Raw genomic sequence first — 14,581 nt, 5'->3', positions numbered from 1 at the left:
CGGTGCAGACCGCGCCGGTGGCGATCGGTTTTCCGGCGGAGGGAACTGAATTATGTCAGCGATGGACATCGATTATTACGAACTGCTCGGCGTCGAGCGGACGGCGGACGATCGCACGATCAAGACCGCTTACCGCAAGCTCGCGATGCAGTACCACCCGGACCGCAATCCCGGTTGCGACGATTCCGAAGCGCGCTTCAAGGCGATCAGTGCAGCGTACGACTGCCTGAAGGACCCGCAGAAACGCGCCGCCTACGACCGGTTCGGGCATGAAGCTTTCCAGAGCGGAATGGGCAGTGGCGGTGGCGGCGGGCCGCAGGACTTTTCCGACATCGGCGACATCTTCGAGACGATCTTCGGATCGGCCTTCGCCGGTGGCGGCGGACGCCAGCGCGCGCGGCGCGGAGCGGACATGCGCTACGATATGCAAGTCTCGCTCGACGAGGCCTTCCACGGCAAGGAGACGCAGATTGAGGTCGAGGTCTCGACCTCTTGCGACACGTGCGAAGGCACCGGCGCGGAGCCGGGCACCGGCAAGCGCGTCTGCAATCTGTGCGGCGGGCAGGGACGGGTGCGTGCGCAGCAGGGCTTTTTCGCGGTCGAGCGGCCGTGCCCGAATTGCGGCGGCCATGGACAGGTAATCGAGAAACCGTGCCGCGATTGCCGCGGCGAAGGGCGGGTGGACACGATCCAGACGCTCGACGTAACCATCCCGCCGGGCGTCGATAACGGCACCCGCATCCGTCTTTCGGGCAAGGGCGAAGCGGGGCCGATGGGGGCACCTCCGGGCGATCTCTACATCTTCCTTCACGTGAAGGACCACTCGGTCTTCGCGCGCGAAGGAACCACGCTGTTTACCCGCGTGCCGATCAGCTTCACGACTGCCGCCCTTGGTGGTTCGGTCGAAATTCCCGGCCTCGATGGAGAGGTCAGCAAGATCGACATTCCCGCCGGCATCCAGTCGGGCAAGCAGGTCCAGCACCGCGGTGCTGGTATGCCCGTGTTGCAGGGCCGGGGACGCGGCGATCTGGTGGTGGAATTCGCGGTCGAGACGCCGACGAAGCTGTCCTCTCGGCAGAAGGAACTCCTGCGCGAGTTTCAGGAGACCGAGACCGGTGACGAATGTCCCGAAAGCCGCGGTTTCTTCAACCGGCTGAAGGATGTCTTCGGCGGTTAGCCGAGCTGCATGGTCGCGAGCACTTCCTCGCGGATGGTGGGAATGAGACGCGGGTCGGCGGTCAGTCGCTCGCGCTCTTCCTCCAGCACGGCGAGAAACAGGTCCCGCTTCAGTTGCGACAGGACTTCGATGGGAAGCCCGCCGTCGAGCGTTGATGACAGCAGATCGGCCATCCGCTCTGCGCCATGCAGTCGGCCCCACAGATAATCGTTTTCCCGATAGGCGCGGCTGAAGAAAGCGCCGAAATTGTAGAATTCCGTCCCGCGCAAGGTCGCTGCGGTTCCGCCATCGCGAATGGCAGTGGCATCTTCGGGTGAGATGCGGTCGACCTTGATCGGGTCGAATTCGGTCAGCCGGTCGTTGCGCAGCAGCGGCAGGGTTGCGAGGTCGTAGAAAGGAAAGCCGAGGTAGGCGAGCAGCATTCGACGCCGCAGGTTCTTGGGCATGGCTTGCAGTGCTTCGGCGAGTTCGGCCTCCACCACCAGGTCCAGTTCCGGCAAAGCGCGGCGCTGCGCGAACTCTTCGAGAACCCGGCCCGGCTGATCGCCCGCCTCGCGCGCGATGTCCGCGAAATCCGCGCCTAGCGTTGCGGGTGCCTCATGTTCGAAATAGCGCGACAGGCCGCTGAATATCGCGGCCTGCGCGGCATCGCGATCCGACTCCGTCACGCCGGGTTCGTCGACCCATTCGCGCGCCAGCCGCCTTGCGAGCAGGCGCAGGCGGCGGATGCGGAACCCGATGTCGTGAGCCCGGAAAAAGGCAATGGCTTCGCTGCTCGCCCCGCCGCCCCTGGCCGAAAGGCTCTGCAAGCCCCCGCTGCGCGCTGCCTGTTGCAGGCTCGCGGCGATGGCGTGTCGTTGCGCAGGGCCGACGTCCGGGGTCAGGCGCTGCACGGTATCCGCAAGCCGGTCGACGATGCCGTGGAACTTCGCCTCGGCATAGGCATGGTAGGCATAGCCGGCCTGTTCCGCCGCGGCCTGCTGCGCGCTGGAGCGCCACCCTTTCAGTCGGCGTGGTGTCGGCTTGTCGAGAAACAACGTGCGACCGAACATCTTTTCGATCTGCGCTTCGATCTGCGGGCGCATGGAGGAAACGATGCTCGACAGCCGTTCTGCCTCGCGCGATTGGGCGTCGATCAGTTCGAGGTTGTCGCGGATCGGCTGTTCGCGCGGGATCGAGGAGACCGAGCCGAGAATGTTGGCGAAGAAGCCGACGGGCCGGTCGCGCCGCGCATCGTCTTTCGTCAGATCGTCGGGCGTCGGGTCGATATAGACGAAGCGTCGGTCGACCTCGCGCAGCGACGGTCGACCCCGCAGGGCGCCCATCGCCTCGGAAAACGGCGCATTGACCAGCACTGACCCGTCAATCAGCGATGCACTCTCCAGCTTACCGCGTCGCGCGCGCCCCGGCATGATGCGACTGAGGAAACCCTCCCGCGTCGGCCAGCTTATATTGCTCTCCCCGGCCAGCCGGTCGATTTCAGCAACCTGCAACGGCGGGAAAGCGCCCGGGAAGCTGGCGGTCGAGCGCGCGGCGAACACCAGGTCGAGCGGATGCGACAAGGCCGCACCACCTGCGTGCGGGACCTTGCCGGAAAAGCCGATGGGGAGGCGATGTTCGCTTTCCTCGACCACGGCGGGACTGTTGAGGTTGATATATTCGAGATGCCCATGGAAATCGGTGGCGGTCACGAACAGGTCGATGGGGTGGCCGGGGGGAAGCAGCGGGCCGTCGATGGGCTGCTCCGCCATGGCTTCCAGCGCCTCGCGCAGCATTCGCGAAAACCCGATACCGGAAAAGGGCGGCTCGAACCACCGACCCCGGATGAAGCGCGAGAGCTTGGCCCGCACCTCGTCGCGCGTTTCGGGTGCTACGCTTTCCGAAATCGCGTTTCCGGGCCGGCTGAGCACCCATTGCACGATCGGCTGGGCCCAGAACTTGGTTGCGCGGGAAAGCGGGGCAGCCTGAGGGTCGAGCAGCGCGTCGACGTCCGCCTTCTCCAGCCAGAGGTCGGTCAGTGGCTCCAGCGAATGGCCCGCATGGATCGCCTGGGCGAGGAAGACAGCGTTGATCCCGCCAGCGCTCGCTCCCGCCAGAATGTCCGGCATGACGCGCAGGTGCAGGTCCTGGTCCTGGGCGATGTAGCGTAACGCGCGCAGATACACTGCTTCGGTCCCGCTCGTGAAATCCTCACCACCGTGAAACGCGCGGCTTGCGCGGGCGAGCTTCCAAAGCTCCTTCGTGACGCCATGCATGTAAACGGCGAGGCTGACCCCGCCATAGCAGACGAGAGCGATCCGGAGTTCCTTTTGCCGCATTGCGCAACAATGGCGGGAAAGCGCGGCCAAGGCAATTGCGTTCCCGCTTCGTTCCCGCTAGCTGTCCCCGCATGGCGAAACCCAAGAAGCGATATGTCTGCCAGGCGTGCGGCTCCGTCTCCCACCGCTGGCAGGGACAATGCGCCGACTGTGCGGAATGGAACACGCTGGCAGAAGAAGCGCCCGCGACGGTATTCTCGCAGAAGCACGACCTTTCCAGCGGGGGCAGGGCAGTGGTGTTCGATGCGCTCGACGCGCCGTCGGAGCCGCTGGCCAGACGCAGCACCGGCCTGGCGGAGTTCGACCGTCCCCTGGGCGGCGGGCTGGTGCCGGGCAGCGCGATCCTGATGGGGGGCGATCCGGGCATCGGCAAATCGACGCTGCTGTTGCAAGCCGCTGCCAAGATCGCGCGCGATGGAGGCAAGGCCGTCTATATCAGCGGCGAAGAAGCTTCGGCTCAGGTGCGTATGCGCGCCGCGCGGCTCGGGCTGGCAGATGCGCCGGTGAAACTGGGCGCGGCGACCTCCGTGCGCGACATCCTCACCTCGCTCGCCGCGATGGAGCGTCCGGACTTCGTCGTGATCGATTCGATTCAGACGATGCACTCCGACCAGATCGAAGGCGCGCCGGGCACGGTCAGCCAGGTTCGCGCCAGTGCCTTCGAGTTGATCCGCTTCGCCAAGGAAACCGGGGTTGCGATGGTGCTGGTCGGCCACGTGACGAAGGATGGCAATATCGCCGGGCCCCGCGTGCTGGAGCACATGGTCGATGTTGTGATGAGCTTCGAGGGGGAACGGAGCCATCAGTATCGCGTGCTACGCTCTCTCAAGAACCGCTTCGGTGCAGTGGACGAAATCGGCGTTTTCGCGATGGCAGGCGACGGGCTGGAGGAAGTGAGCAACCCTTCGATGCTGTTCCTTTCCGGACGGGACGAACCGTTGGCGGGAAGCGCGGTGTTCCCGGCGCTGGAAGGCACGCGGCCCGTGCTGGTCGAGATACAGGCCCTGATCGTGCGCCTGCAATCGGGCGCCACGCCGCGGCGCGCGGTGGTGGGATGGGACAATGGCCGCATGGCGATGCTACTTGCCGTGCTCGAGGCGCGCTGCGGTCTCAATTTCAGTTCGGCCGAGGTGTATCTCAACGTGGCAGGCGGCTTCCGCCTGAGCGATCCCGCCGCTGATCTCGCCGTCGCCGGAGCGCTGGTGTCGGCACTGGCCGACCGGCCACTGCCAGCGCAGTCGGTGCTCTTCGGTGAAGTATCGCTGGCTGGCGAAATACGCCCCGTTGCGCACGCCAATCTTCGCATGAAGGAAGCCGCGAAACTCGGTTTCACGAGTGCCTATGGGCCAGCCAGCGCGACCGACTCGCCCAAAGGTTTCGCGTTTCGCGGAATGGCGGGACTGCCGAAGCTCGTTGACCATGTGATGACGCCTGCGTAATCCTCCGCGCCCATGACGGGATTCGACTTTATCGTACTGACGATCGTGGCAATCACCGCGGTCGGGGGCTTCCTTCGCGGTTTTGTTCAGGAAATCCTGTCGCTGGCGGCATGGGTGCTGACCATACTCGCGATCTACTCGCTGCACACACCGCTGACCGACCAGCTGATAAGCTTCTTCTCCGGCGACCTGCAAACCGCCTCCATCCTCGCTTTCGTGCTGTTGCTGCTGATACCCTATGCGGCGATGAAGCTGATTGCTCGCCGGCTGGGCGAAGCATCGCGTACGTCCGTGCTTGGCCCGATAGACCGCGTTCTCGGTTTCGGTTTCGGCATGATCAAGGGTGTCATCATCTCGGTGATGGCCTTTTCCCTGCTCGTCCTGGGCTACGACACGGTCTGGGGACCTGCTGGTCGCCCGACCTGGATCACGACGGCGCGGACCTACCCGATGATCGATGCCGCCTCCGATGCGATGGTACAGATGATCGACAATCGCCGCGCGCGGTTGAAAGAGGAACAGGCCGAGGGATGAGCCAGGCGACGCGGCTCTACACGCCGCAACTGCTCGCGTTGGCGGTGGAGCTGGCGGATTATCCCTACGATCCCGAAGCCGAATTGATTGGCGGGGCGCGGTCCCCGACGTGCGGCAGCCGGGTCGAACTGTCCCTGACCGTGGTCGATGACGCGATTGGCGAGGTCGGTATCCGCTGTCAGGCCTGCGCCGTGGGGCAAGCCGCCGCCGCGATCTTTGCCAGCGGAGCGCCCGGTGCGAATGCGACGGCGATCAACGCTGCCCTCGACCAGATTTCGGCATGGACGCAAGGCGGAGCGCTGCCTCGCTGGGCGGGGTTCGAGGTGCTTGCGGCGGCGCAGGATCATCCCGGCCGTCACGGTGCGGTCCTCCTGCCGTGGAAGGCCGCTCGCGCCGCTCTTTGCAGTCGCGCTCCGGCTCGCTAGACCGCTGCGACTTGCCCGCGGGAGGGGATTGCACAATGGCCACTGCCGTCGCGCCCTTGCAGCGCGAACCGACCGACAAGGAAATCCGCCTCGTAATCGCCGCGTCCTCTGCCGGAACGGTGTTCGAATGGTACGATTTCTTCATCTACGGCACGCTCGCAGCCTTGATCGGCGCGGCTTTTTTCCCGAGCGATAACGAGACGCTACAGGTCCTGCTGGTATGGGCGGGCTTCGCAGTGGGCTTCGGTTTTCGTCCGCTCGGTGCCATCCTGTTCGGTTATCTCGGGGACCGGTTGGGCCGCAAATACACCTTCCTCGTCACGGTGACGCTGATGGGCGTCGCGACGGCGGGCGTCGGCCTTATCCCGAGCGCGCAGAGTATCGGCATCGTCGCCCCGATCATCGTCATCGTCCTGCGTATCCTGCAGGGCCTGGCACTGGGCGGAGAGTACGGCGGCGCGGCGATCTATGTCGCTGAGTACGCTCCACCGGAAAAACGCGGGTTCTACACCAGCTTCATCCAGGCGAGCGTCGTTGGCGGTTTCGTCCTGTCGATCATCGTGGTGATCGCCTGCCGCGCTGTCATCCCGCCAGAGGATTTCGCCGCATGGGGCTGGCGCGTACCGTTCCTGCTCTCGATCGTGCTGCTTGGCATCTCGCTGTGGATGCGGCTGAAACTCTCCGAAAGCCCGGTATTCCAGGCGATGAAGGACGCGGGCGAGACCGCCGGCAATCCCTTCGTCGAAAGCTTCACCTATCCCGGAAACGGCAAGCGCATATTCGTCGCGCTGGGCGTGACGGGCGTGCTGACGACGATCTGGTACACGGCGTTTTTTTCCGGCCTGTCGTTCCTTCGCGGACCGATGCGGATGGAGGAGCAACTCGTCGAGATCATCCTGCTCATCGCGGGCGCGCTTTCGATGGGGTTGTACGTTCTGGTGGGCAAATGGTCCGACCGGGTGGGGCGCAAGAAGCCGATCGTCCTCGGCGCGGCAGCAGCGCTCGCGCTGCTCTTTCCGGTGTTCTGGGGTATCGGCTCGCTTGCCAATCCGGGGCTGGAACGAAGCGCGGCCGACGCTCCCGTGGTGGTGAGCGGTGCGGATTGCACCTTCGATGCCTTTGCCGATGTGCAGGAGAGCCCCTGCGGCCGAATCCTGTCGGATCTCACCGCGCTCGGCGTGCCGTACGACATCGCAGCGGGCGGCGGCCAGAGCGTCGCCATCGGAACCGCGCAGTTCGTCTATGCAGACGTACCGGACGATGGGCGCCGGGCGGCGGTGCAGGCGGCGCTGGAACGGCAGGGCTACGACTTTACCCGACAGACCCCTCCGCTGGCTAGCATCGTGGGCATCATCGCCCTGCTGCTCGTGCTAGGCGGCCTCTCGGCGCTGACCTACGGTTCGGTCGCAGCTCTGCTGGCGGAGATGTTCCCGCCCAAGATCCGCTATTCGTCCATGTCGATCCCCTACCATATCGGGGCGGGGTACCTCGGCGGCTTTCTCCCGCTGATTGCCGCCTACATCGTGGCGAGCACGGGCAATGCGTATGCGGGCATCTGGTACACCTGGGTGGTGGTGGCAGTAGGCTTGCTGATAGCCTGGTGGGGCATCCCGAACGGGCCGCCGCGCGATTTCGCCGACGATGCCGGCTGAGCTTCCACCCCCTTCGCTCCGCCTTCGGGTCGATGAGGATGCGTTGCGCGCCAACTGGCGGCTGCTGGACACCATGTCGGGTACGGCCAGCGCTGGCGCTGCGGTAAAGGCGAATGGCTACGGCCTGGGCGTCGATCGCGTCGTTCCGATCCTGCGTGACGCTGGCGCAAGCAGCTTCTTCGTTGCGCATTGGAGCGAGGTGCCTGCCGTCATCGCCTATGTTCCGGCGGATCAAGTCGCGGTGCTCCATGGCCCGCTCAGTGACGCGGATTGCAGGTTCGCGCGGGAGACGGGGGCGCTGCCGGTCATCAATTCGCTCGACCAGGCACGCCGCTGGACGGCAAACGGGGGCGGGTCGTGCCACCTGATGGTGGACACGGGGATAAATCGGCTCGGCCTGTCCATGCACGAGATCGGCGACGAGGCCGTCGCGGCGTTACAGGTCGAAGTGCTGCTGTCGCACCTCGCGTCGGCGGACGAGGACTGCACACTCAACGCGAGACAGCTTGCGCGCTTTCGCGATGCTGCCGCAACGATCGAACATCGCGCGCTGAGTCTTGCGAACAGCGCGGGTATCGCCCTGGGCCACGAGTACGCGTTCGATCTCACCCGGCCCGGACTTTCCCTGTATGGCGGGGTGCCGCGTGACGAGCTTGGCGAAATACGGCAGGTCGCATTCCCGCAGGTATCGCTGATCCAGACGCGCACGATTCAGCCGGGCGAGACGGTGGGCTACAATGCCACGTTCACCGCCGAACGAGAGATGCGCGTCGGGGTCGTGTCACTCGGATACGCCGATGGCTATCTGCGCTGCTGGAGCGGAGTGGGGGCCACGCACCATGACGACACTGCTTTGCCCGTGCTGGGACGGGTCTCGATGGACATGGTCGTGATCGATCTTACCGAAGCGGCAAACCTGCGCGAAGGCGACTGGCTCGACGTGCCATTCGACTTGCCTGACGCTGCCAAGACCTCCGGCCTTTCGCAGTACGAACTTCTCACCACCCTAGGTGCCCGCTTCGGCTAAGCCATTGCGAACCGCAATTTGTTGCGCTGCACATACTGCAACTGCTAATGCAGCATTTTGCAGGCTGACGAACAGCGTGGGGGACAAGGCGCGTGAGCAAGAACGGCGATACGATCATCATCAAGAAATACGCAAACCGGCGCCTCTATAATACCGACACGTCGAGCTACATCACGCTGGACGATATTGCGCGCATGGTACGCGAAGACGTCGACTTCCAGGTGATCGACGCCAAGAGCGGTGACGACATCACGCACTCGATCCTGACCCAGATTATCATGGACGAGGAAAACGGCGACGGCGAACACATGCTGCCGGTCAGTTTCCTGCGCGACCTGATCGCGATGTACGGCAATTCGATGCAATCGCTGATGCCGCATTACCTGAAGGCTTCGATGGAAAACTTTCGTGCCAATCAGGCGAAGATGCGCGGGATGATGGAAAGCAGCCTCGGCCCCAACGCTCTCGCCAAGATTGCGGAAACCAACATGGCGATGTTCCAGGCGGCGGCCAGCGCCTTCCTGCCGGGCGTTGCCAAGCAGTCCGAACCCGCGGCCGAAGCCAAGCCAGGCGACGATATTGCCGCGCTGCGCGACCAGATGGCGCAGATGCAGAAGAAGCTGGACGAACTTACCAAGTAAGCGCTCGCGGTTCACCGCGCTCCATCTCGACAGCAATGCTCCGCCTCGCCTAAGGCGGCGCACCGACAACCCTATCCGCAAAGTATCGCCATGGCCCAGATTCGCCACGCTCTTAACGTCAAACGCGAAGACGATTTCGCCGCCTGGTATCAGGAAGTCATCACCGCCGCCGACATGGCCGAGGAATCGGGTGTGCGTGGCTGCATGGTGATCAAGCCATGGGGTTACGGCATCTGGGAACGGTTCCAGCGCCTGATGGACGACCGCATCAAGGCGGCGGGCGTGCAGAATTGCTACTTCCCGCTGTTCATTCCGCTCGCCAATTTTGAGCGTGAAGCGAGCCATGTCGAAGGGTTCGCCAAGGAAATGGCAGTGGTCACCCACCATCGGCTGATCGCGGACGGGAAGGGCGGCCTCGTGCCCGATCCCGAAGCGAAGCTGGAAGAACCGCTGGTCGTGCGTCCGACGTCCGAAACGATCATCGGCGATGCAATGGCGCGCTGGGTGCAGAGCTGGCGCGACCTCCCGCTGCTTACCAACCAGTGGGCGAACGTCGTGCGCTGGGAAATGCGCACCCGCATGTTCCTGCGCACCAGCGAATTTCTCTGGCAGGAAGGTCACACCGCGCACGAGAACCGCGCGCAGGCGGAGGACGAAACCCGCCGGGCGATCGAGATGTACCGGGCCTGCGCCGAAGACGATCTCGCCCTGCCGGTGGTCGTCGGAGAAAAGCCGGAGAACGAACGTTTCCCCGGTGCAGTCGAAACCTGGTCGATCGAAGCGATGATGCAGGACGGAAAGGCCTTGCAGGCTGGTACGAGCCACTATCTTGGCACCAACTTCGCCGAAGCTGCGGGAATCAAGTATCAGGATCGCGAAGGCGGCGAACAGTTCTGCCACACCACCAGCTGGGGCACTTCGACACGGCTGATCGGCGGCATCATCATGACGCATGGCGACGATGACGGCCTGCGCGTGCCCCCGCGCGTCGCGCCGTTCCAGGTCGTCATTCTGCCCATGTTGCGCGACAAGCCGGAAGACGATGAACTGCTTGCCTATTGCGAGGTCCTGCGCGCCGCGATCGCGCAGCAGAACGCATTGGGCGAGCCGTTGCGCGTTCTGCTCGACAAGCGACCGGGCAAGGCTGCGGCGAAGCGCTGGGACTACGTCCGCAAGGGCGCACCGGTCATCATCGAGGTGGGCAGCCGCGACATGGAAAACGGGGTCGTCAGCCTGCTCCGCCGCGATGCGCTGTGGGACGAGGCCACTGGCAAGCCCGCCTTCCAGAACCCGACCCGCGACGATTGCGCAGGCCAGATGGGCGGAATGCTCGAAGACATCCAGTCGAGCCTTTTCGCTGAAGCCCGCGACCGGCGCGATGCCAACATTCGCCGCGACGTCGGTAATCTTGAAGCGCTGGCCGATCACTTCGCCAACTCCGGCAAGTATCCCGGCTGGGTCGAGGTGCAGTGGGCCAGGCCGACCGGCGCCGAACTGGAGAAGGTCATCGCCAAGCTGAAGGAGCACAAGCTGACCTTCCGCAACGTGCCGCTGGACAGCGCACCGGCAGACGGGCCCTGCATCTTCACCGGCGCACCGGCGGTCGAGCGCATCCTGGTTGCGCGAGCATACTGACACGCTTGAGATTGCGGGCGAAACCCGCAACAAGGGCGGCCATGAGATACGCACTGGTCGCAACCGCACTCGCCATCGCTCCCACTGTCGCTTCGGCCCAGTCGGACCCTGCCAGCGAGGTGTCCGAACAGCGCCTGCGCGCCGATATCGACACGCTGGTGTCTTTCCGCACGCGCCACACGCTCTCGGCACAGGACGATCCGAGGCGCGGCATCGGCGCGGCGGTGGACTGGGGCGCGGCGGAAATGCGCCGTATTTCGGACGCCTGCGGCAATTGTCTGCGCGTCACTTTGCCCGAACGCATGGTGGAGGGGCGCCGCATTCCTCAGCGCACGCGCCTTCGCAACGTCGTCGCGATTCAGACCGGCAGCGAGCGTCCGCGCGAAGCCGTGATCGTGCAGGGCCACATCGACAGCCGGGTGTCGGATGTCGCGGATTTCACCAGCGATGCGCCCGGTGCGAATGACGACGGTTCCGGCACCGTGCTCGTGATCGAGGCCGCGCGCGTCCTTTCGCAGCAGAAATATCCGACCACGATCATCTACGCGCTGCTGAGCGGCGAAGAACAGGGTCTCTACGGCGGCCAGTTGCTCGCCGACTGGGTTGCCGAACAGGGCTACACCGTCAAGGCGGTGCTCAACAACGATATCGTCGGCAACAGCTGCGGCAGCGACGGCTTTTGCGACGACGAACACGTGCGCGTCTTCTCCGAAGGGCCACGCGCCGATCTCGACGATGCAACCCGCGCCGACCAGCGTCGCAATGGCGGTGAGAACGACACGCCGGGCCGCAACCTCTCGCGCTTCATCGGGGAAGTCGCGGAAGGGCACGGTGACGGCCTCAAAGTCCGCCAGATATGGCGAACTGATCGCATGGGCCGGGGCGGGGATCAGATCCCCTTTCTCGAGAAGGGTTATCCGGCGGTTCGGTTCTCCGTCGCGGTGGAGGATTACGACCACCAGCATCAGGACCTGCGCACCGAAGGCGGCACGACTTACGGCGACACGCCGGACGAGATGGATTTCCCCTATCTCGCCCGCGTCACGCAGCTGAACGTGCGCGTGCTGGACCGGCTTGCCCGTTCCACCATGCCGCCTGCACCGACTGCCAATGCGGCGGTGCAGACCTTCACTGACATCGCGTGGGAGCCCGTGCAGGGCGCGGCGGGGTACCGTGTCTATCGGCGCCGCACCGATGCGCCTTATTGGGAGGAGCGGCCCGTCGCTCTCACCGCCGACACGAAGGTCAAGCTGGACGGGGTGCGCGGTGACGACTGGTTGTTCGGTGTCAGCGCCGTGGCTCAGCCGGGCGCCATTGAGAGCCCCATCGCCAGCGCCGTGCCCGCAGGTGCTTTCGCGCCTATCGCCACGCCAAAGAGTGACATCGAGTAGACGCGCCCCCATATACGGGGGCGTATGAACAATCCGAATAAGAAGAAATCTCCCGCCCGCAGACCATCCGGCCTGCCGAGCAGGGAACAGGTGCTGGACTTCATCCAGACCTCCGATAAGCCTGCGGGCAAGCGCGAAATCGCGCGCGAGTTCGGCCTCAAGGGGCAGGAAAAGATCGCGCTCAAGCGCTTGCTCAAGGACATGGCGGAGGACGGCCTGATCGACGGCCGCAAGAGCGCGTTCCATCGCATGGGCGGCGTCCCGAAGGTCACCGTCCTGCGTGTGGTCGAGATCGAGGACGGGGAGCCCTTCGCCATCCCTGAAAGCTGGCAGCCAGACGATGGCACGCCGCCGCCCCGCATCCGCGTGATCGAGCGCAAGAAGGGCGGCGCGCTGCGCAAGGACGACCGCATCCTCGCCCGCACAGAGGAAGCGGGGAAGGGCTGGCGCGCCCATGTGATGAAGAAGCTGCCCGCGCAGCATCTCAGCACGCTTGGCGTCGTCGCGCTCGACGGCAGTGGGCAGGCCTGGCTGGAGCCGGTCGACAAACGCGTGCGTCAGTCCAGCAAGATCAGCGAACTTGGCGGGGCGGAAGCGGGACAGCTTGTGCTGGCCGAGCCGGTCGGACGTTCGGCCAAGGCAGGCGTGAAGGTCACCGAACTGCTCGGCGACCCGCTGGCCCCGCGCGCTTTCAGCCTGATCGCCATTCACAAGTTCGGCATCCCCTTCGATTTCCCGCAGGAAGCGCTCGACGAGGCCGAGGAAGCGGCGCGCCTGCCGCTCAGCGAGGACAAGCGCGAGGATTTGCGCCACGTGCCCATCGTCGCGATCGATCCGGCCGATGCGCGCGACCACGACGATGCCATCTGGGCCAAGCCAGACGGTAACGGCGGGTTCAAAGCCATCGTCGCCATCGCCGATGTCAGCCACTACGTGCGCCCCGGCAGTGCCGTCGACCGCGAGGCGCGGAAACGCGGCAACTCGGTCTACTTCCCCGACCGCGTTGTGCCGATGTTGCCCGAAGCGCTGAGCACCGATGTCTGTTCCCTGCGTGAGGGTGAGGATCGCGCGGCGATGGTGTGCCATATGCGCGTGGGTAAGGGCGGTGCGGTCAGCGACGTGCGCTTTACGCGCGCCATCGTGCGGATCGCGCACAACATCGCTTACGAAGACGCGCAGGCGCAGATCGATGCGGGCGACGCGCCGGAGGAACTGCGGAACCTGTGGGACTGCTGGGGCGCTCTGGCCAAGGCGCGCGCGGGCCGCGACCCGCTCGAACTCGATCTGCCGGAACGCCGCGTGATGCTGGACGAACAGGGAAAGATTGCCGAAATCGCCGTGCGCGAACGGCTCGATGCGCACCGCGTGGTGGAAGATTTCATGATCGCCGCCAATGTCGCCGCGGCGAAGGCCCTCGAAAGCAAGGCTTCGCCCGTCGTGTATCGCATTCACGAGCCGCCGAGCCGCGAGAAGCTGATAGCTTTGAAGGAGTATCTCGACACTTTCGGGCGCAATCTTGCGCTGGGTCAGGTCATCACGCCGGGGCTGTTCAACCGGATGCTGAAGGACGTCGCGGACGACAGCGAAAAAGCGCAGGTGATGGAGGCCGTGTTGCGCAGCCAAACGCAGGCGTATTACGGCCCGCGCAACGCCGGTCATTTTGGCCTGGCGCTCGGCAGCTACGCGCATTTCACCTCGCCGATCCGCCGTTATGCCGATTTGCTGGTGCATCGCGCGCTTGTCGATGCGTTTGGTCTGGAACAGCCCGCGCCCAAGGGCAGCCTGCCGCCGAAATCCGGCCTTTCGGATAAAGACCGCAGCGACCTTTCGAAGATTACCGATGCCATCAGCACGACCGAGCGCCGCGCCATGGAAGCGGAACGCGAGACGGTCGACCGCTACATGGCAGCCTGGCTTGCTGGGCGCGTGGGCGAGGTGTTCGACACGCGCATAACCGGGGTGCAGGGCTTTGGCTTCTTCGCCACGATCGAAGGGTTGGGCGGCGACGGCCTGGTGCCGGTTTCCACGCTCGGTTCGGATTATTTCCGCTACGACGAGGGCGCGCATTCGCTGACCGGCGAACGATCGAAGACCAGCTACACCATCGGCGACAAGCTAAAGCTGAGGCTGGCGGAGGCCAATCCGCTGACGGGTGCGCTCAAATTCGAGCTACCCGAAGGCGGCGGCAGCATCGAACCGCGCGGCGGGCGGCCTGCGGACAAGAAGGGCCAGCACAAGAATCGCGGTCCGAAGAAGGACGCGAAAGGCAAGCATATGGTTGGGAAGCGCGGGCGGCCCGGCAATATCCGGCATCAGGGGCGCGGCAAGAAATAGGGTTTATC

At 64.8% G+C, this 14,581-nt stretch carries 11 protein-coding genes; 10 read left to right on the top strand and 1 reads right to left on the bottom strand.

Translation table 11 applies throughout. The annotated features are described in order from the left end of the window. Positions 1–52: 52 nt before the first annotated feature. On the top strand, positions 53–1,177 hold the full coding sequence (gene dnaJ / locus ACXYN8_RS07430; RefSeq protein ID WP_458888706.1) for a molecular chaperone DnaJ: 1,125 nt from the start codon (positions 53–55) through the stop codon (positions 1,175–1,177). Here the strand turns inward: dnaJ and ACXYN8_RS07425 are convergent. Next, the gene (locus tag ACXYN8_RS07425; protein WP_458888705.1) at positions 1,174–3,495 is read right to left on the bottom strand and encodes a patatin-like protein; all 2,322 of its coding nucleotides are present in this window, start codon (positions 3,493–3,495) and stop codon (positions 1,174–1,176) included. The two genes, dnaJ and ACXYN8_RS07425, sit on opposite strands and share 4 nt — an antisense overlap. Positions 3,496–3,566: 71 nt before the next feature. Between ACXYN8_RS07425 and radA the strand changes: the two genes are divergently transcribed. From radA to rnr, 9 genes are all read left to right on the top strand, one after another. Further along, positions 3,567–4,934 carry a DNA repair protein RadA gene (gene radA, locus ACXYN8_RS07420; RefSeq protein ID WP_458888704.1) on the top strand — a complete coding sequence of 456 codons (1,368 nt, stop codon included), beginning with the start codon at positions 3,567–3,569 and terminating at the stop codon, positions 4,932–4,934. Between the two features lie 12 nt (positions 4,935–4,946). Beyond that, entirely contained in the window at positions 4,947–5,468 is a 522-nt protein-coding gene (locus ACXYN8_RS07415; RefSeq protein WP_458888703.1) for a CvpA family protein, read from the top strand. Continuing rightward, positions 5,465–5,893, top strand: a complete 429-nt coding sequence (locus ACXYN8_RS07410; RefSeq protein WP_458888701.1) for an iron-sulfur cluster assembly scaffold protein — start codon at positions 5,465–5,467, stop codon at positions 5,891–5,893. The genes ACXYN8_RS07415 and ACXYN8_RS07410 overlap by 4 nt, the downstream gene beginning before the upstream one ends. Before the next feature lie 35 nt (positions 5,894–5,928). Further along, on the top strand, positions 5,929–7,545 hold the full coding sequence (locus tag ACXYN8_RS07405) for an MFS transporter (RefSeq protein WP_458888700.1): 1,617 nt from the start codon (positions 5,929–5,931) through the stop codon (positions 7,543–7,545). Beyond that, entirely contained in the window at positions 7,535–8,572 is a 1,038-nt protein-coding gene (gene alr / locus ACXYN8_RS07400) for an alanine racemase (RefSeq protein WP_458888699.1), read from the top strand. Before ACXYN8_RS07405 ends, alr begins: the two co-directional genes overlap by 11 nt. Before the next feature lie 92 nt (positions 8,573–8,664). Further along, positions 8,665–9,213 carry a polyhydroxyalkanoate synthesis repressor PhaR gene (phaR, locus tag ACXYN8_RS07395; protein WP_458888698.1) on the top strand — a complete coding sequence of 183 codons (549 nt, stop codon included), beginning with the start codon at positions 8,665–8,667 and terminating at the stop codon, positions 9,211–9,213. A 90-nt stretch (positions 9,214–9,303) separates the two neighbouring features. Beyond that, on the top strand, positions 9,304–10,848 hold the full coding sequence (locus ACXYN8_RS07390) for an aminoacyl--tRNA ligase-related protein (protein WP_458888697.1): 1,545 nt from the start codon (positions 9,304–9,306) through the stop codon (positions 10,846–10,848). A gap of 41 nt (positions 10,849–10,889) precedes the next feature. Then, on the top strand, positions 10,890–12,239 hold the full coding sequence (locus ACXYN8_RS07385) for a M28 family peptidase (protein WP_458888696.1): 1,350 nt from the start codon (positions 10,890–10,892) through the stop codon (positions 12,237–12,239). A 24-nt stretch (positions 12,240–12,263) separates the two neighbouring features. Continuing rightward, positions 12,264–14,573 carry a ribonuclease R gene (rnr, locus tag ACXYN8_RS07380; protein WP_458888695.1) on the top strand — a complete coding sequence of 770 codons (2,310 nt, stop codon included), beginning with the start codon at positions 12,264–12,266 and terminating at the stop codon, positions 14,571–14,573. The last annotated feature ends 8 nt before the right edge of the window (positions 14,574–14,581 follow it).

The organism is Altererythrobacter sp. CAU 1778 (assembly GCF_054482795.1).
This window is presented reverse-complemented; position numbering and strand designations above follow the sequence as displayed.